Source organism: Cyanobium sp. T1B-Tous (genome assembly GCF_024345475.1).
GTDB lineage: Bacteria > Cyanobacteriota > Cyanobacteriia > PCC-6307 > Cyanobiaceae > Cyanobium_A.
Genome location: NZ_JAGQBE010000003.1, coordinates 1 through 17,283, shown reverse-complemented (window position 1 = coordinate 17,283; position 17,283 = coordinate 1). Strand labels below are relative to the sequence as shown.

Annotated in this window: 16 protein-coding genes; 5 read left to right on the top strand and 11 right to left on the bottom strand. The window is 66.6% G+C overall.

Going from position 1 to position 17,283, the window contains the following annotated elements; all coding sequences use genetic code 11:
• Window positions 1–48 precede the first annotated feature (48 nt).
• Window positions 49–543 (top strand): allophycocyanin subunit alpha-B, encoded by a 495-nt coding sequence (locus KBY71_RS01175; RefSeq protein WP_254927176.1) that lies wholly within the window; start codon window positions 49–51, stop codon window positions 541–543.
• A 947-nt stretch (window positions 544–1,490) separates the two neighbouring features.
• On the opposite strand, the gene KBY71_RS01170 is transcribed toward KBY71_RS01175, so the two are convergent.
• A complete protein-coding gene (locus KBY71_RS01170; protein WP_254927175.1) occupies window positions 1,491–2,537 on the bottom strand; it encodes a ribbon-helix-helix protein, CopG family in 1,047 nt (348 codons plus the stop codon).
• Window positions 2,538–2,539: 2 nt separating this feature from the next.
• Entirely contained in the window at window positions 2,540–4,102 is a 1,563-nt protein-coding gene (locus tag KBY71_RS01165) for a DUF3370 family protein (protein WP_254927240.1), read from the bottom strand.
• 232 nt (window positions 4,103–4,334) lie between these two features.
• On the opposite strand from KBY71_RS01165, the gene KBY71_RS01160 reads away from it, so the two are divergent.
• Entirely contained in the window at window positions 4,335–4,529 is a 195-nt protein-coding gene (locus tag KBY71_RS01160) for a sigma factor SigF (protein WP_254927174.1), read from the top strand.
• Here KBY71_RS01160 and KBY71_RS01155 read toward each other — a convergent pair.
• The 5 genes from KBY71_RS01155 to KBY71_RS01135 form a co-directional block, all read right to left on the bottom strand.
• Window positions 4,477–5,301 (bottom strand): sigma-70 family RNA polymerase sigma factor, encoded by an 825-nt coding sequence (locus KBY71_RS01155; RefSeq protein ID WP_254927173.1) that lies wholly within the window; start codon window positions 5,299–5,301, stop codon window positions 4,477–4,479. The genes KBY71_RS01160 and KBY71_RS01155 overlap by 53 nt on opposite strands.
• A gap of 80 nt (window positions 5,302–5,381) precedes the next feature.
• Window positions 5,382–6,236 carry an ATP adenylyltransferase gene (locus KBY71_RS01150; RefSeq protein WP_254927172.1) on the bottom strand — a complete coding sequence of 285 codons (855 nt, stop codon included), beginning with the start codon at window positions 6,234–6,236 and terminating at the stop codon, window positions 5,382–5,384.
• A complete protein-coding gene (locus KBY71_RS01145) occupies window positions 6,226–7,251 on the bottom strand; it encodes a SpoIID/LytB domain-containing protein (RefSeq protein WP_254927171.1) in 1,026 nt (341 codons plus the stop codon). Before KBY71_RS01145 ends, KBY71_RS01150 begins: the two co-directional genes overlap by 11 nt.
• Window positions 7,230–8,144, bottom strand: coding sequence for a PhzF family phenazine biosynthesis protein (locus KBY71_RS01140; protein ID WP_254927170.1), 915 nt, complete (start codon window positions 8,142–8,144; stop codon window positions 7,230–7,232). The genes KBY71_RS01145 and KBY71_RS01140 overlap by 22 nt, the downstream gene beginning before the upstream one ends.
• Window positions 8,141–9,064: an NAD(P)H-dependent glycerol-3-phosphate dehydrogenase gene (locus tag KBY71_RS01135; RefSeq protein WP_254927169.1), complete on the bottom strand. Its 924-nt coding sequence runs from the start codon at window positions 9,062–9,064 to the stop codon at window positions 8,141–8,143. Before KBY71_RS01135 ends, KBY71_RS01140 begins: the two co-directional genes overlap by 4 nt.
• Window positions 9,065–9,142: 78 nt before the next feature.
• Here KBY71_RS01135 and KBY71_RS01130 point away from each other — a divergent pair, with 78 nt between their 5' ends.
• Window positions 9,143–9,904, top strand: a complete 762-nt coding sequence (locus KBY71_RS01130; RefSeq protein ID WP_254927168.1) for an SDR family NAD(P)-dependent oxidoreductase — start codon at window positions 9,143–9,145, stop codon at window positions 9,902–9,904.
• Between the two features lie 18 nt (window positions 9,905–9,922).
• Here the strand turns inward: KBY71_RS01130 and KBY71_RS01125 are convergent, their stop codons facing one another.
• On the bottom strand, window positions 9,923–10,306 hold the full coding sequence (locus tag KBY71_RS01125) for a DUF2237 family protein (RefSeq protein WP_254927167.1): 384 nt from the start codon (window positions 10,304–10,306) through the stop codon (window positions 9,923–9,925).
• 210 nt (window positions 10,307–10,516) lie between these two features.
• Here KBY71_RS01125 and KBY71_RS01120 point away from each other — a divergent pair, with 210 nt between their 5' ends.
• Entirely contained in the window at window positions 10,517–10,744 is a 228-nt protein-coding gene (locus KBY71_RS01120) for a hypothetical protein (RefSeq protein ID WP_190389514.1), read from the top strand.
• A gap of 30 nt (window positions 10,745–10,774) precedes the next feature.
• On the opposite strand, the gene KBY71_RS01115 is transcribed toward KBY71_RS01120, so the two are convergent.
• From KBY71_RS01115 to KBY71_RS01105, 3 genes are read right to left on the bottom strand one after another with little or no spacing between them, the layout of a single operon-like run.
• Window positions 10,775–11,047, bottom strand: coding sequence for a DUF4090 family protein (locus KBY71_RS01115; RefSeq protein WP_254927166.1), 273 nt, complete (start codon window positions 11,045–11,047; stop codon window positions 10,775–10,777).
• A 47-nt stretch (window positions 11,048–11,094) separates the two neighbouring features.
• Complete coding sequence (gene metH / locus KBY71_RS01110) at window positions 11,095–14,745, bottom strand: methionine synthase (RefSeq protein WP_254927165.1); 3,651 nt, start codon at window positions 14,743–14,745, stop codon at window positions 11,095–11,097.
• A gap of 5 nt (window positions 14,746–14,750) precedes the next feature.
• Window positions 14,751–15,668: a branched-chain amino acid transaminase gene (locus KBY71_RS01105; protein ID WP_254927164.1), complete on the bottom strand. Its 918-nt coding sequence runs from the start codon at window positions 15,666–15,668 to the stop codon at window positions 14,751–14,753.
• 85 nt (window positions 15,669–15,753) lie between these two features.
• Between KBY71_RS01105 and KBY71_RS01095 the strand changes: the two genes are divergently transcribed.
• The coding region (locus tag KBY71_RS01095; protein WP_254927163.1) for a cobaltochelatase subunit CobN at window positions 15,754–17,283 on the top strand (1,530 nt) is incomplete at its 3' end.

Genomic DNA, 17,283 nt, shown 5'->3' with positions numbered 1-17,283 from the left:
GTTCCCCCGGAGGAGTCGATACAGTGGTGCACGCGTGTGGTCGCTGCGATGAGCGTCGTTCGGGATCTGATCCTCCAGGCAGATGATCAGCTGCGCTATCCGAGCGGCGGCGAGCTGCGCTCCATGGTGGAGTACCTCAGCCGGGGGGCCGATCGGCTGGCCGTGGTTCGGGTTCTCACCGATAACGAGAAAAAGATTGTGGATGAGGCAGCCAAGCAGCTGTTTCAACGCAAACCTGACTACGTGGCTCCCGGCGGCAATGCCTACGGCCAGAAGCAGCGGGCCCAGTGCCTTCGCGATTACAGCTGGTACCTGCGTCTGGTGACCTACGGCGTGCTGGCCGGAAGCACCGAGATGATCCAGCAGATCGGGCTTGTGGGTGCCCGCGAGATGTACAACAGCCTCGGCGTGCCGATGCCAGGCATGGTGGAAGCGATGCGCACCATGAAGGATGCGGCGATTGGGCTGCTGAGCACCGATCAAGCCGCCATGGCCGGCCCCTACTTCGACTTCCTCATCCAGGGCATGCAAACCAGCACCTGAGTCCCACCCGGACCAGGCACCAGACCCAGTCGACACCTGTCTCGACTGGGTCTTTTTTGTACAAGTGCATGGGACCCATCTCGGACCTAGTAGATCGCCCAAGAGGCGGCGGCGGCGTAGGCGGGCTTGGCCCCTCCATGGTGTTCTCCGATGAGAGGCAAAGAAGCAGCGGCACAAACACCCCGGAAGTGAGTCTTGTTAATCTCATCTCGATCCGTTTGTGAATCTAGAAACTTCTCCCACATGAGACGAAGGAGAGCTCCCTATTTTCGCTCTCAATGGGCTGGTTCTCGGCGCCCCACGGGCGAAGCGTGTCAGGCCGCTGGAAAAAGAGGGAATCAACTTGCGTACCTGTGTATGACACAGATACGCAGAGCTAGAAACGACCTCCAGGATTGAATTTTGGTTGGGCTTCGGCGAACTGGACAGGACGTGGGACAAGCTCTGATTGGCGCAGAAGCCATGGACGCCATCAGGGCGCGGCTAACGCGCAACACATGAAGCGATCAACCGCTCCGGCCAGAATCACGTGTTTTTTGCCTTTTCTGCCAGCTCCAATGCGTGAATCAGGCCGACCAACGGATGCCTGCCACGCCGCCAATCCGAAACACTTAAGTCTCGGCAGTCTGTGATGAGGTGCAGGGTCAGACTCAGGCCTGAAGGCTGATGCGACTTATTAGACGACTCCATTTCATTGATGTCGAGGCAGCCCCTGGCGTGGTGGCAGTCATCTCCGGTAAATGCCAGTACAAGACCCAGGGTGGGTCTCAGATGCTTCGGGCAATGCAATCTTGGCTTGGTGAGCGATCACCCTGCCTGGCCTGGACAACCCAAGGACTCGCCTGACCTCAGCGGGCCGGCCGAACACATCCCGACAATCTCAGTGGGGCGAGCTAATTCTTACTCCTAGTCTTGTAGCAAGAATAGGCCGAGACAATTGGGGGCTGCTATTGGTTGCGGTAGAGCTCCTTGAGAAGTTGGTAGGCCTCGTTGAGCCGGCGCATGCTGTCTTCGCTCCCTCCCGCATCGGGATGGTTGCTCATGGCCAGATCTCGGTAGGCATCCCGGATTTGACCAAGCGTGAGGCGATGGCCGGGGGCTGTAGGCAAGTTCAATAACTTCAACGCTCCATGGAGCGTCATGGTGTGCTCCAGGGTCTGGAACGACGTCCCCTTGCGCCGTTTGCGGAATCGATGCACAAAGCGTCGAATCAGCGTGGGTAAGCGCAGCTCCAAGGTCGACGTGCTGAACGGATCTTCCAGCAGCCCGGCCATCACCATCACCCGCTCAAAACTCGCAGGTTCGCGGCCCCAACTTGGCGCGGTGGTGGCCACCACATCACACGCCAGGGTCCAGGTGAAGGGGCGATTCTCGCTCTGGTCACTCTGGGGCCAGATGTCCTGGCCCAGCCACACCATGGCCGCCTCCAGCACGGCCTCATTCGCGTCATTGCCGTAGAGCTCCATCCAGTGCGTGCGGGCACGCATCAAAGCCTGGGCAATCAACTCGCCGCCCACCTGGGGCAGGGGTTCGAGGGATGCCTGAACGTCGGGGCGGCGGGGATGGAGACTGCGTTTGAGCTGGTCTGATTGGCGCCGTACAAATCCAGGCAGGTCAATCCCGCCCTGGCGTGGTTGGGGGTTGGGGACCCGAGTGGAATCCGCCCAGTGGTCATCTGACGCGTCGAGATCCAGGGTGAGTTCGCCCCCGGCTCCACGGGTCACCAGCACGAGCGCACCCTGTTCGTTGAAGGTGGTTGGCGTACCGGCACCGGGATCGGGCTCGAATTCGCCGCTGGCATCGTTGTAACTGCCGCCGTCGTCAGTGCCGTCGCTGGTGTCGTTGTCGCTAGGAAACAGGTCCTGCAACAGCCGTTCGACGAGATCACCGCGGCTGCGGAGCCCGAGTTCGGCCTTGAGGCCATCGATTTTCTCCAGCAGGGCCACCGGAAGCTCCAGGCTGAACCGGCGGCGCGGATCTTCCCTTTCAGCCATTCCTAACGGCCCATCAAGCCGCGCATCATCTGCTGCTGCGCTTCCAAGGCCTGTTGGTAGCGGTCCACCAGGGATTCACTCGCCATGCCCGGGGTGGGTGCCGAGGAGCGTGGCTGGGTCAGCCGACCCGGTGCCGGCGGGGGTGGGGGCGGCGGGAGGTAACGATAGGGAGCCAGCGCAGGCTGAAGGGTCTGAGCACCGGGTTGCAGCACGAGGGGCGACAGGGCAGGCAGGCCGCCGTTGGCACCATCCTCGCCATCGGGCAGCGCCGGCAGGGTGGAGGGTCGGGCCGTGGCCGTGCTGCTGGCAGCGGAGCGGGCAAGCTCGAGCTGGCGCTCGCGGTCCTGGACCATCGCGACCTGACTGGCCGGCACCACACTCAAGAGATGGCCTGGGGTGGCATCGGCCGGATACACCAGGCTCACGCGCACCGGGTTCGACACCCCAGCACGCAGGTTCAAGGTGGTGAGAGCCACGCTCTGGCCAGAGCGCAGGCCCACGTGCATTTCCTGGAGGCCCTCCTCGGTGCGGACTTGAAACGAGCCCCGGAAGGCGGTGAAGGGCCTGCCGCTGCCGGTGGTGGAGGGATGGCTCAACACCAACTCAAAGGGACCCGCCCCCTTGAGGTTGAGATCGACGTCGAACCGAACGCCGTAGGTGCCCACATTGTCGAGGGAGGAATCGACCATCCGACTCACCAGCGGATTCACCTGCACTTCCCGGGTGCCGAAATTGTGGCGATGGGTGCTGGTGAGGGGGACATGCAAGGGCCCCTGCTGGACCAGGTCGTGGCTGAGGCTGGCCTGGTAGGCATCGCCGATGGCGACACCACCCACACGGGAAAACACCCGCCTTCCGTTGATGTCGGCGATCCGGTTCAGATACACCCGGCCGGGCGCCAGCCGCCCTTGGTCCAGCACCGACAGCACCTCCCAGTCGCTTTGCGGATTCTTGGCTGCAACCACGGCCATCTGGAACGGTCCATCGCTGCGGCCCTTGAGCAGGGCGTTGGCGATCCCCAGGGCTGGCAGCTGGGTATGGAAGAGCACGATGCGGCTGCGGGCCGGGATGGTGATCTCCTCGCTCAGCTTGGAATCCAGGCGGCCCCGCAACACCTGAATCGCGGTGGCATCCCCGGGTCCGGTGTTCCACGGCCTCGGTCCCAAGGGGCGCACGCCCATCTTGTATTGCTGTAAGTAGGGGGCTTCAAAGCTGTTGCGGACAGCTCCATTTTCGAAGCGAATGTGAACGGGCCGCGCGCCTGGGTTGATCAGAATCAGCCCCAGGGTGAGTTCGGGCCGTCGCCCAGAAGCTGAAAGCTGGCCTCGGTTGGGCGGGAAATACTTGTGGTGCATGTGGACGCCGAATTCACCGTTGAAGGTGTATTCGGCGTTGCGCAGGGGCTGGCCCGTTTCAGCGGCATAGGCATAGCCCGGAGCCGTGTTGATCAGAATGCCCTCGCCCTCCACCTCTTCCGGCTGGTTGGAGTGCAGCACGGGCACCTGGTTGAAATTGCCCTTCAGGGGCCTGGCCTGTTGCCCGGCCATCAGCGCCACGTAGGCCATGGCGGCAGGGGCCTGCACCAGCACCCCTGGGCCCAGGAGCCCAGAAACCAACAGGAGTGCCAGGGGCCGATTCAGAACGGGGGACACCCCTGCTGGCGCGCTTGGCCAGGGTCGTCGGGTCCAGCAGTGCTTCATGACCATTGCTGGGGGAAACACCCGCTGGGGCGGGCAACACGGCACTCGGGTGACGCACCGGGGTCGCTAGAACCTCAGAGCACTTCTCCACTTTCTCATGCTTCCCCCCCTGGGCTGCTGCGGCAACGGCGACGAAGGTGGCCAGAGCAGCTGGCGTCGCCATCAGGAACGCAAACTGCGCATGCTGCGGTTCTGGCGGGACGGCGTGGAACGGCAACTGGCGGCCGTCACGGCGGCCATCAGCACGCTGGAGCAGCAGATGCAACGCGATGCCGGGTCCGGGAACGGCTGAGGGGACTCAGCGGCCCTGCGAGTTCCGCCACCGGAGCATGGAGGCCGTCCTTCAGCAGGGCCAAGCCACGCTTCACTCGTCGCTGCACCGTCATCGGGCTCACCTGCAACAGGGCCGCCGTACGCCGATAGGTCCAGCCGGACAGCACCACCTTCTGGATCACCAATCGGAGGCAGGGCTCCAGCCGGGCCAACTGGCCCAAGATGGTGTGCTCCGTGCCCGTCGGGTCTTCCCAGCTCTCGTCCCCATCGGAGATCAGCGCCTGAATGTCCTCCGCCGTGGCCCCAAGGGCTGACGGACGGGCCATCGCCTGTCCCCGGAGCAGGTCCTCCCACTGCTGGCGGCTGAGGGCCAGCCCCTGACGCAGGTCGTCAGCACTGGGCTCGTGGCCATGGCGGGCACACCAGCCGGCCTTCAGCTGGCGCAACTTGTCGTGGAGCTCCATCTGGCGGCGGGGGAGCCGTACGGCCTGGGAGCAATCCCGCAGGTAGTGCAGGATGGCCCCGCGGATGTGGGGCCTGGCAAAGGCTTCAAAGGGAGTGGCGGTGTGGGCTTGATAGAGCTCCGCAGCGCGAAGCAGCCCAAGCAGGCCCACCTGAATCAGATCATCGAGCGGTTCGGGGCAGCGGCGGACGTAGTGCACCGCAATCGGATTCACCAGAGCGCGGTACTGGTTGACCCGCTGGTTGCGTTGCAGCAGGGCTCGACGGGAGATCGGGCGATCGGGCCGGGCAGGGGTCTTGACGGGTTGGGTCATCGGGACAGGAGTCATTCAGCAGGGGCAGGTCCCCTTGCTTTCCAACCACGCCCGGCAACAGGGGATTCCGCAACCGGGAAATTACGGAACCTGGTTCACGGCAGCGGAGGGCTGGCGACCGATCGCAGCAGCTGCCAAGGTCCTTGCCGCTCCAACCAGGCGAGATCCGAGCGCTCGGTGGCGAGCAAAGACCCGCCAAAGGCCAGGGCATTGAGGCTGAAGCCGGCACAGTGTTCCTCGGTGCGCCGCACCGTGAGCATCCAGTGGTCGTCAAACAGCACGTTGTACGGATGAAGGGGTTGGGGATCGTGAAGCGGGGACCCCAGACCCAGCTGCTCGGCATGGCGAAGGTACAGCTCTTCGAGGTCGCTGCCGCCCAGGGGGTCCTGGCGACGACTCAAGCGATAGGCCCAGGGCCAAGGAGATCCGGCAGGACCTGGGCGATCTCCTGTCTCCTCCAGCTGGGCCTGGAGGGCAGCAGCCAACGGACAGCTGGGCTCGCCGCTTCGCCTGGGCAGCAGCTGCAGGTGGCGGTGGGGCTGGCTGGCGCCGGCGGCGGGAGAACTGTTGAAGAACCACAACCCCGCCGTATCGGAGGCCACCTGGGCCACCCCTGCCCAATCGTCAGGCCGCAACCAGCCCGCCTGGGGTTGCCAGGCCTGGGTGATCAACAGCAGATGGCCTGGCTGAACGGGGTATTTGTTGAGCAGGGCCACATGGCCGGAAGCGAGGCATTCCACCTCCAACTCAGGCTCCCAGGGAAGAAAGGGATTGGGCTTGGGGCCACCGCGGCGCAGGTGTTTCGGCGTACGGCTGAGCAACCGCCGCAGCACGAACGGCTCCAACCCCGGCAGATCCACCACGTCGGTGGCCAGAGGGACCAGGGCCCCACTGCGCTGGGCCTCGAGGGAACGCTCCAGCGCCCGGTGCCAGAAGTGCTCAGCCCGCACCGGCCTTGAGGCGTGCCAGGGACGCCCCCTGGTAGTAGTGCCCCAGGATCTGGTTGTAGCGGAAGCCCTGCTGGGCCAGATCCTGGGCTCCGTGCTGACTCATGCTCGCCCCCAGGTGACCGTGGGCCTCGAGACTGATCTGGCGGTTGGCGGCATAGAGGCTTTCCACGATTCCTCCCTGATAACTGAGAATCAGCCCCGCGGTGCTGCCGGCGGCCTGCCGGGTGCGGTCGTTGCTCCGGGCCAACCCCTTGTAGGCCTGCCAGCGCGTGGTGTCGCCGAGATGCCAGTGACGGTTTGCCGGTCGGGCCATGTGGGCCAGGGCGTAGGAGCGGGCGGCAACGGCCTGGGCGCGCAGGGCCTCCATCGACCAACTACTGGGCATCTCTGCCCCCACCACCGAGGCGATGTAGGTCTCCAGGCCGAGATGGTTCACCAGCCGCAGGCCGTCACTGTCTCGGATCAACCGCAGGCGACCGCCGTAGGGGCTGCCGTTGACCAGAAGCGCCCCTCCTGAGGTCTGGAGCCAGGCCTCGGGCCCCTGGGACCAGAGGTCGGCAAGATTGACGGGCGTCCCGGCGGCACCCTGCTGCAGCAATTGGCCATCCCGGCTCACCAGTTGCCAGGGGCCAGTGCCCGAGAGCGCAGGGCTGGATCCAGCCGTCAGCAGGGCCACGCGGATCTCCAGATCCACCGTGGGCCCAGCCTCCGGTTCGGCCAGGCCGAGGCTGCCACCGGCTCCGGCCGTCGTTGGGGCCGTGGCCCGGCGAGCCTCCAGGCGCCGCAGGCTTTCAGCCGCAGCGGTGGTGTCCTGCGGAGGAGGCGGAGTTTCAATCAGCGCGTCGAGCAGTTCCCCCTGGGCGGCTCCGTAGGGCTTGGGGGCAAGGCCCTGGGCGGCGAAGCCCACCGCCACGGCCGCCACGGCCATGGGACCGGCCAGCATCAGCCGGCGGTTGAACGGACTGCTGAGCCGCAGCCCTGACGGGATCAGACTCAGGCGAGCAACGCCCCCCATGGCTCGGCTCCGCAGCCATCGGCTTGCACGTGCAATGTGCCGTTCCACAGAAGATGGCCCGTACCGCTCAGGCGGATCATGCCTGAAGACGCCGTTTCGAGCACCATGCCCCCCGGTCGCGGGGAACATTGCCAGCCCACCACGGATCGCCGGTTCAACCGTTCGAGCCAGAACGGCGCCACCAACGCATGGGCGGAGCCCGTGACTGGATCCTCCTCAATCCCCAGCCCTGGAGCAAAGAAACGCAGCTGATAGTCGGCCCGCCGACCCAGGACAACTTCAGATGGGGTCAGCTCGAGCCCCTCGAGGGATTGCATCAGCACCAGCCCCGCCCGATCGGCCCCCTGCAGCTCGGAGGCCACACTGGCCATCGCCGCCAGCGGAGCCTCCGGGGGCAGCAGGGCCACCCGATAGCCCAAGGACGAGCCCCAGTAGTCCGTCGGTTTGACGCCCAAGCGCTCTTGCAACAGGCGGATCAGGGGCGGAGACGGCTCGGCGGCAAGCAAGCCGGCGCTGGGCAGCACCACGGAGCCACTGGAGGCCTGGGTCGGCTCCCCGGGGGGCCCCAGCTGCACCGCCAAGGGGCCACTGCGGGTCCAGAGCGACACCGGCTGACCCGCTTCCAGCACCTGCCAGTGCCCAAGGGCCAGCAGGGCTGCCAGGGTCGCGTGGCCGCACAACGGCACCTCGCAGGTGGGGGTGAACCATCGCAGACACCAGCGATCCTGTTGGTGCAGCAAAAAGGCCGTTTCCGACTGGTTGAGGCTGCGGGCGATCGCCTGCAGGCCCCCATCTCCCATGGGCTGGTCGAGCAGCACGACGGCGGCCCCGTTGCCCCGGCAGGGTCCGGCGGCGAAGGCCTCCACCAGAACCGCCGGCGTGGGGCTGGTCATGGCTGGGTCCATTCGGGCCGCAGGTCCCGCTCCATCAGGGCTTTCACCGCGTCCGCCGGGCTGGCTCCCCCATCGAGCACCCGCACAACCTGCTCGCAGATGGGCAGATGCCAGCCCCGCCCACTGGCCAGCTGCAAGGCGGCCCGTGCCGTGCGGGGGCCCTCCACGGTCGCCGCGATGCGCTCCCTGGCCTGCTCCTCGCTGCAGCCCTCGGCGAGGAGTAACCCGCAGCGGTAGTTGCGGCTCAGGGTGCTGTTCGCCGTGGCCAGCAGGTCGCCAAGTCCAGCCAGGCCATAGAGGGTGCTCGTCACACCGCCCAGCCCCTCCAGCACCACGCCGATCTCCGCCAGCCCGCGGCAGAGCAGGGAAGCTTTGGCGTTGGCCCCGAGGCACAGGCCATCGGCGATCCCGGCCGCCACCGCCATCACGTTCTTGAGGGCCCCGGCTGCCTCCGTTCCGATCGGATCGCCGTTCGTGTAGAGACGCAGGGCTTCATCGCTGAGCTGGCGCTGCAGCTCGCGGGCCAGGTCAGGGGCGGTGCAGGCCAACACACTGGCCGCTGGCAAGCCTTGCCGCACTTCCGTCGCCAGATTCGGACCGCTCAGCACCAACAACGGGGTGGCAGGCAGTTGGGCTGCCCAGAGCTGGGTGGCCGTGGCCAGGGTGGAGAGGTCGAGACCCTTGCTGCAGCTGAGCAGGGGTAGGCCTGGGGGCCAGTGGGGGGCCAGGGTCTCAGCCAGGGGCTGCACCCCCGCCATCGCCACGGCCGACACCACCAGGTCGCAATCCGCCAGCAGCTCGATGGGGCTGCCGCCGGAGCTCCGGGACCAGCCCGCCACCCGATGGCCCTGGGCTTGCCAGCGCTCCAGCAGGGTCTGCCCCCAGGCGCCCAGACCCAACACGGTGATGCGAAGGCCCATCGGGTGCGAAGCGGCAGGCAGAACAGCGCTGCCATCATGCGCCAGGGAGCGGTTCCGTCCCAGCCCCCCAAGCGTTCTGTGGTCACGCCCCCCCGATCGAACTGGAGCTCCTGGCAAGGCACGGCCCTGGTGGTGGGCTGTGGCGGGATCGGCCAGGCCCTGCTCCAGGAACTCGGCCAGGCGGCCCCCCACCTGCAGCGGGTGGGGGCCTCCCGCAGGGATTGGCGCGGCGCGGCGTCTCACGACTGGCAGGGAGTCGACTACCTGCCCCTCGAGCTCACCGATGACGCCAGCCTGGAGCGCCTGGGCACCAGCCTGAGGACTCGCCCACCCCTACGCCTGGTGATCCACACCGCCGGCGTCCTGCACGGTGCCGGGCTCCAGCCCGAGAAGCGTCTGAGCCAGGTGAACCGCCTGGGCCTGGAGCAGAGCTTTGCGGTCAATGCCTTCGCGCCGCTGCTGGTGGCCCAGGCCATCGAGTCCTGCCTGCCGGGCGACGCCCCCTTCCACGTCGCCAGCCTGTCGGCTCGGGTGGGCAGCATTGGCGACAACCAGCTGGGAGGGTGGTACGCCTACCGGGCCGCCAAGGCCGCCCAGAACCAACTGCTGCGCACCCTGGCCCTGGAGTGGCGCCGCCGCAGGCCCCAGGGGTGCGTGAGCCTGCTCCATCCCGGCACCACGGCAACAGCCCTCTCCGCGCCGTTTCAGGCCGGGGTGCCCCCTGCCCGGCTGTTCAGCCCCCAACGCTCGGCCGCACAGCTGCTCAGGGTCCTGGAAGGGCTCAGCCCGGAGGACTCCGGCGGCTTCTGGGCCTGGGACGGGCAAGCCATTCCCTGGTGAGGACGGCCCAGGGATCGCCTAGGCGGCGTTGGCCCGCAGCAGTTCCAGGGAAATGACGTCGAGGGCGGAGTCCTCCGTGGCCTCCAACCGCACGGGTGGGGCCATGCCGTCCTCATAGGCCTCCAGCCAGCGGGGTGCACAGACACACCAATGGTCCCCAGGCTGGAGGCCTGGAAAGTCGTAGGCCGGGGCCGGGGTGCTGAGATCGTTGCCCTGGGCGGCGCTGTAGCGCAGGAACGCCTCCGTCACCACGCAGCACACGCTGTGGCGGCCGAGGTCCGCGGCGTTGGTGCGGCAGTGGCCATCGCGGAACCAACCGGTCATCGGCTGGCACCCACACACCTCCAGCGGCTCACCGAGCACATTGAGCGAAGGCGGGAGGCTGGGGCTGGAATCGCTCACGACAGGGAATCGGACAGGGCAGCTCCGCCAGTCTGGCCAAGGGATCCCGGCACTGCATCGGGCCGGAAGCGCAGCCTGCCGGAGGCCCGCAGACCCCGAGCAAAGGCAACACACCGGAACAAAGTGGGGCGAGGTGGTTGACGGATTCCGGGGGGGAGGCGTTAAAGGTCGGTTAGCGCGTTCACCCTGTTTTTCAGCGCGGCCCCCTTCATGAGCTGGGAATTCACCGAGGATGCGGCCTTCCTGGCCCTCTGCGACGCCTACAAAGAGAGCGGTGAACCCTCCGCCATGGAGTTCCTCGCCCATGGAGAGGGGGCCTTCCATTTCCAGGAGCTCACCCAGAACGCCGCCGGTGAGGGAATCGATCTCAGCGACTCCTCCGATCTCGAGGAGTTTCAGCAGGAGGTGATCGATGCCCTCGAGGAGATGTGCAGCTAGGCGTAGCGGTTGCGACGGGTCGGTGGCGACTCAGGCGTAGAAAAACGCGATCTCCTTGGCTTTGAGCCCCTCCCATCCAGCCGCCTGCAGGCGGGCATCCAGCGTGGCCTGGTCGAAGTGTTTGGCCCCGGTCTTGACGATCCGGTTGCGCATCGACTTCTTGACGCCGCTGCGGGCGCGCTGACTCTCCAGGTCCATCACCTCGGCGTAGAGGGCGATCATTTCCGCGGGGATGGGTGTGCCATCGAGATCGATGCCCGATGCGATCGCGGCGTCAACGCCGCCGGGGCCTGCAATGGCCATGGCCTGCTCAGCAACAACGCCTGCAGGCTAAGAGGGAGCGCGTCCGCTCAGGCCGAGAAATAGCGGGCCTGGCTGTGCAGGGCCACCAGGGCCGTGGTGCTCTGCTCCGGATCGAGCTGATCGCTCTCATCCATGGTGAGACCAATGCGATCAGCCCCCAACCAGGCGAGCTGCTGCCTGGAATCAGCCACATTGGGACAGGCCGGATAGCCGAAGGAGTAACGGCTGCCGCGGTAGCGCTGGGCAAGCACATCCCGCAACGGCATGGCAGCTGGATCGGCAAAGCCCAGTTCCCGCCGGATGCGGGCATGCACCCACTCCGCCAGGGCCTCAGCCATCTGCACCCCAAGCCCGTGGAAGTAGAGGTAGTCGCTGTATTGGTCTGCCTTGAACAGCTCGCGCGCAAAGGCAGAGGCCCTATCCCCCATCGTCACGGCCTGCATCGGCAACACATCGGTAGGCGTGCCAGCGCCATCGCCTCCCACCGAGAGATCACGGTAAAAATCAGCAATGCAGTAGCGATTCCCCGAGCGCTGACGGGGCAGGGCAAAGCGCCCGAGAGCCTGGTGGGGCTCGTTGGAATCGAACACCACCACGGCGTTGCCGCTGCGCCCGCAGGGGAAATAGCCATAGGCCACCCGTGGGGTGAGCAGCTCCTCCTCAAGACACCGCTGCATCCACTGCTGCAGAACGGGTTCGGCCTTTTCAGCCAACATCGACTCGTACTCCTCCCTGCTCTGCTGCTGGGTCTTGCGCAGCTGCCATTGGCCGGCAAACAGGGCATTGCGGTCCAGGTAGGCAAACACCTCCTGCAGGCTGATGTCCTGCTCGGTGAGCACCTGGCTGCCCCAGAACGGGGGATCGAGCGCAGGCTCCTCGGGCACGGCTTCAGAACGGTGATCGTTGGGTCCAGCCTCCGGCCCATCTGCGGGCACCGCAGGGGGTGCCGGGTCGTCCCCTGGGGAGATAGGGGTGGCACTGTCCGTGCTGGCCAGGCCCAGCCCGTCCGGAATCGGCCCCTGGAACCCCTGGTGGTCGTCCCAGCTGCCTGCGCCCTTGGCCTCCATCAGCGCATCCATGAAGCGCAGATCGGCGAAGGCATCCCGGCCATAGATCACCTGACCCTTGTAAACCGCGCGGCAGTCACCATGCACAAAGCGGGGCGTGAGGGCCGCACCGCCGAGGATCACGGGAACGGCAATCCCCGCCGCGTTGAACGCCTCGAGGTTGTCTTTCATGAAGGCGGTTGACTTCACCAGCAGACCACTCATGGCGATGCAGTCGGCCTGGTGCTCCTGCTGGGCCTCGATGATGGCCTCACAGCTCTGCTTGATGCCGAGGTTGATGACCTCGTAACCGTTGTTGGTGAGGATGATGTCCACCAGGTTCTTGCCGATGTCGTGCACATCGCCCTTCACCGTGGCGATCAGGAACTTGCCCTTGGCCGAACTTTCCCCTTCCACGGTTTCCATGTGGGGCTCGAGTTGGGCCACCGCTGCCTTCATCGTTTCAGCGCTCTGCAGCACAAAGGGGAGCTGCATCTGGCCAGAACCAAACAGGTCCCCCACAACCTTCATGCCATCGAGGAGGAAGGTGTTGATGATCTGCAGGGGCGGATAGGTCTGCATCGCTTCGTTGAGGGAGGCCTCCAGGCCGATGCGCTCGCCATCAATGATGTGTTGCTTGAGACGCTCCTCCACCGGAAGATCGGCCAGGGAGGGGCCCGAAGCCCGGGCCTCCTTGGCACTCACCCCCTCAAACAGGGTGGTGAGCACGGTCAGGGGGTCGTAGCTGCAGATCGCCCCGGCGTCGTCGCTGTCGAAGCGCCGCCGGTCGTAGATGAGGTCGCGGCAAACCTGCTGGTGCTCCTCGCTGATCTTGGCCAGCGGGAGAATTTTGGCCGGGCTGACGATGGCCGCATCCATGCCGGCCTCACAGCAGTCGTGCAGGAAGACGGAGTTGAGCACGATGCGGGCCGCCGGGGAGAGGCCGAAGCTCACGTTGCTGACCCCCAACACCACATGCACCCCAGGAAGATCGGAGCGGATGCGGCGAATCGCCTCCACCGTGGCCGCCCCGTTCAGACGGTCTTCCTCAATGCCGGTGGAGATCGGCAGAGCCAGGGGGTCGTAGAAAATTTCGTGGGCAGGAATCCCGAACTCGAGGGCATCGCGATAGGCCCGCTGGGCGATGGCGAACTTGCGCTCCGCCGTGCGGGCCATCCCCTCCTCGTCGATGGTGCCCACCACCACACCCGCGCCATAGGCCTTGGCCAACTCCAACACCTTGAAGAAGCGCTCATCGCCGTCTTCGTAGTTGGTGGAGTTGAGGATGCACTTGCCGCCGGCCACCTTGAGGCCGGCTTCCATCTTCTGCCACTCGGTGGAGTCGAGCATCAGCGGCAGGTTGACGTTCGTCACCAGACGACTCACCAAATCGTGCATATCCCGCTCGCCATCACGACCGACGTAGTCGACGTTCACGTCCAGAACGTGGGCGTTCTCCTTCACCTGGCCCCGGGCCACGGCCACCAGGCCGTCCCAGTCTTCGTCAGCCAGCAGCTCCCGCACCTTTTTGCTGCCGCTGGCATTGAGCCGTTCGCCAATGATCAGGAAAGAGTTGTCCTGGTGATAGGGCGTGGTGCCGTAGATCGAGGCGGCCGAGGGCTCCACCTGGAGCAGGGGGCGCTCGTGCTGGGTCTGGGGGGTGCGCACCGGACGGGGCGCCGCCTGCAGCTCAGCGGCGAGCTCGGCCAGGGCGCCAATGTGGGCTGGGGTGGTGCCACAGCAGCCTCCGATCACCTGCACGCCCAGGTCTTCGACGAAGTGCAGCAGCTGCATCTTCATCTCCACCGGCGTCAGCCGGTAGTGGGCCACGCCGCCGATGTTCTCGGGCAGGCCGGCATTGGGGATGCAGCTCACCACAAAGGGGCTGTGCTCGCTCAGATAGCGCACGTGCTCCTTCATCTGCTCCGGGCCGGTGGCGCAGTTGAGCCCGAGCACATCGATCGGGAACGGCTCGAGGATCGCCACCACCGCGGCGATGTCCGAGCCCACCAGCATCGTGCCGGTGGTTTCCATCGTGACGCTCACCATCAACGGCCGGCGCTGGCCGGTCTTGGCGAAGGCCTGCTCGATGCCCTGCAGGGCCGCCTTGATCTGCAGCACGTCCTGGCAGGTTTCGACGATGAACAGATCCACATCGCCGGCAATCAGCCCTTCCGCCTGTTCGGCGAAGGACGCCTTCATCGTGTCGAAATCGACGTGGCCCAGGGTGGGCAACTTTGTGGTGGGCCCCATGGAGCCCGCCACAAAGCGGGGTTTCTCAGGGGTGGAGTAGGCATCGGCCATCTCCCGGGCCAGTTCGGCGGCCCGCTTGTTGAGCGCAAAGGTCTGATCGGCGATGTCGTATTCCGCCAACACCAGGGAGGTGGCCCCAAAGGTGTCGGTTTCGATCACATCGGCGCCCACCTCCAGAAACTGCCGGTGCACCGCCTGCACAGCGTCCGGTCTGGTGAAGACCAGATATTCATTGCAGCCCTCGAGAGCCGCCCCGCCGAAATCGTCGGCGGTCAGATCCATCTGCTGCAGCGAGGTGCCCGTGGCCCCGTCGAACACCAGCACGGGACGCTCCGGGGCATGCAGCCGCTCCAGAAAGCCCACCCGTTGTCCCACCTGGGATGCCACTGCCGTTGTCATGGCGCTCAACCGTCAACGCGGATTCGGGTCACCCAGTGGTCATAGGCGGGATCGCGGCCTTCTGTGATCGCGGTGAGCCTCTCCCGAATGGCGGTCATCACCGGCCGATGGGCTGGCATGTCCGTCGTCTCCACCCGACGCACCGGGGTGACCTTGGCGGCGGTACCACTGAGGAACACCTCATCGGCCACGAACAATTCGCTCTTGTCGACCGGGCGCTCCAGGGTGGGGATGCCCATGGCCTGGGCCAGCTCCAGCACGCTGGCTCGCGTGATGCCCTCAAGGATGTCCTGGTCGACACCCGGCGTGATCAGCACCCCGTCGCGCACGATGAACAGGTTCATGCCACTGGCCTCGCTCACCTTGCCGCGGCTGTTGAGCAGCAGCGCCTCATCGAAGCCACTCTTGACGGCCTCCGTTTTGGCCAGGGAGCTGGTGATGTAGGCACCACTGATCTTGCCCCGCAGGGGCAGGGAGCGGTCTTCCTGGCGGGTCCAGGAGCTGATCCGACAGCTCACCCCATCCGGGGACAGGTAATCGCCGAGCTCCAGGCCATAGATCAGGAAGTCGGTCTCGATGTTGTGCAGACGGGGCGCAATGCCGAGGTCGCTGGTGTACACGAAGGGCCGCAGGTACACCGGGCAGGTGGGCTTGTTGGCCTTCAGGAACGTGACGATCGCGTCATGGATGGTGGCCTCGGGCAGCTCAGTGAGCAGCAGCCGGGCGCTCTGGCTGAGCCGTCGGGCGTGGCGGTCGGCGCGAAACAGCAGGATCTCGGCGGGATCGCTGGGATTGGGCAGGGCCCGCATGCCGCCGAAGGCCCCGGTGCCGTAGTGGAGCGCATGGGTGGCCACCGAGAGGGTGGCCTCCGCAAAGGGCACGCATTTGCCACCGAACCAGGCGAAGGGCAGGAACTGGTGCATGGTGGGGGCGAAGCGGGCGGAGCAGGCGCGACGGCCGGTGGCCGGGATGCCCCGATCTTCTCACTGCAGCAAGCAGGATGGGTCCATGCATCGCTTGGCATCGGTACCGGGGGGAACGGAGGCGGCCGATTGGGGCGCCCTGGTGGAGCAGCCGCCCGCACCGGTGGTGCTGCTCAGCAGCGCCGACACCGATCTCCTGGCCATCGATCAGCTGCTGGCGCAGGAACCCCAGCTGCTGGGGGCTGAGCTGCGGGGGCTGAACCTCTCGGCCCTGGGCCATCCCGCCCAGATCGACCACTACCTCAGCTCCACCGTGCGCCATGCCCAACTGGTGGTTGTGCGGCTGCTGGGCGGCCGGGGCCACTGGAGCTATGGACTCGAACGCCTGCAGGACTGGTCCCGCTCCCAGGCCGGGCGCCAATTGCTGGTGCTGGCTGGCACCCCGGAGGAGGAGGTCACCCTCGCGAGCCTCGGCACCGTGGATCCGGCCCTGGCCGTGGCTCTGGCCCATGGCCTGAGGGAAGGCGGCCCCGCCAACCTCCGCCGCCTGCTGGCCACCCTGCGGGCCCTGTTGCAGGGGGAGCAGCCTGCGCCCCCGACGGTCGAGCCCCTGGCTGATCCCCTTGCCCACGACTGGCGCGAGGAGCCTGGGCCCCGGATCGGCCTGATCGCCTATCGCGCCCTGTTGCAGGCCGGTGATCTGGCCCTGATGGAGGCCAGCCTGGCCGCCCTGCGCGGGGTGGGGTTATGCCCCCGTGCCCTCTGGGTCAGCGGCCTGCGGGATGGGGCCGTCCAGCAGGGGGTGGCTGACCTCCTGGGCCGGGAACAGGTGCAAGCCGTGCTGTGCAGCACGTCCTTTGCGTCGGTGCAGTTTGAGGAGGCCGGGCTGGGGGCACCGCTGTGGGAGCAGCTGGGGGTACCGGTGTTTCAGATGCTCTGCAGCAGCCAACCCCGCAGCCGCTGGCAGGAGAGCAGCATCGGCCTCGGGCCCACTGACCTGACCCTGCAGGTGGCCCTGCCGGAGCTGGATGGGCGGCTGACAACACGGATCGCTGCCTTCAAGGAGACGGTGGGGGCCAGCGTCCAGCTGGCCTCGGCCCTGCAGCGCTACCAGCCGGACCCGGGGCGCCTCGGGTGGATTGCCCAATTGGCCGCCAACTGGATCCGCCTACGCCAGACCCCCGCCGCCGACCGGCACATCGCCCTGGTGCTGGCCAACTACCCCACCCGCAACAGCCGGCTGGCCAATGGGGTGGGACTCGACACCCCGGCCTCCACGGCGCTGATGCTGCGCTGGCTGGCCGAGGCGGGCTATGCCCTCGGGCCCGAGTGGCCCAGCAGCGGGGAGGAGCTGATCCAGCAGCTGCTGGCCGGCCGCAGCAATGACCCGGAAAGCGGGCACCGCTCCCCGCTCGACCATCTCCCTCTCGAGGACTACCTGGCCTGGTACGACCAGTTGCCCAGCCAGGGGCGCGAGCGCCTGGAAGCGGTTTGGGGGCCTCCGCACCAGGATGCGGGCCTGGAAACGCCGAGGGGAGGCAGGGCCGGCTTCCCGATCCGAGGCCTGCGCTGGCGCCACGTGACCGTGCTGATCCAGCCCGAACGGGGCTACGAC

Excerpts from the sequence above, each read along its gene's own strand:
- KBY71_RS01175 (WP_254927176.1), top strand. The coding sequence starts at position 49 with ATGAGCGTCGTTCGGGATCTGATCCTCCAGGCAGATGATCAGCTGCGC.
- KBY71_RS01170 (WP_254927175.1), bottom strand. The coding sequence starts at position 2,537 with ATGGCTGAAAGGGAAGATCCGCGCCGCCGGTTCAGCCTGGAGCTTCCG.
- KBY71_RS01165 (WP_254927240.1), bottom strand. The coding sequence starts at position 4,102 with ATGGCCTACGTGGCGCTGATGGCCGGGCAACAGGCCAGGCCCCTGAAG.
- KBY71_RS01160 (WP_254927174.1), top strand. The coding sequence starts at position 4,335 with ATGCTTCCCCCCCTGGGCTGCTGCGGCAACGGCGACGAAGGTGGCCAG.
- KBY71_RS01155 (WP_254927173.1), bottom strand. The coding sequence starts at position 5,301 with ATGACTCCTGTCCCGATGACCCAACCCGTCAAGACCCCTGCCCGGCCC.
- KBY71_RS01145 (WP_254927171.1), bottom strand. The coding sequence starts at position 7,251 with ATGGGGGGCGTTGCTCGCCTGAGTCTGATCCCGTCAGGGCTGCGGCTC.
- KBY71_RS01140 (WP_254927170.1), bottom strand. The coding sequence starts at position 8,144 with ATGACCAGCCCCACGCCGGCGGTTCTGGTGGAGGCCTTCGCCGCCGGA.
- KBY71_RS01135 (WP_254927169.1), bottom strand. The coding sequence starts at position 9,064 with ATGGGCCTTCGCATCACCGTGTTGGGTCTGGGCGCCTGGGGGCAGACC.
- KBY71_RS01120 (WP_190389514.1), top strand. The coding sequence starts at position 10,517 with ATGAGCTGGGAATTCACCGAGGATGCGGCCTTCCTGGCCCTCTGCGAC.
- KBY71_RS01115 (WP_254927166.1), bottom strand. The coding sequence starts at position 11,047 with ATGGCCATTGCAGGCCCCGGCGGCGTTGACGCCGCGATCGCATCGGGC.
- metH (WP_254927165.1), bottom strand. The coding sequence starts at position 14,745 with ATGACAACGGCAGTGGCATCCCAGGTGGGACAACGGGTGGGCTTTCTG.
- KBY71_RS01105 (WP_254927164.1), bottom strand. The coding sequence starts at position 15,668 with ATGCACCAGTTCCTGCCCTTCGCCTGGTTCGGTGGCAAATGCGTGCCC.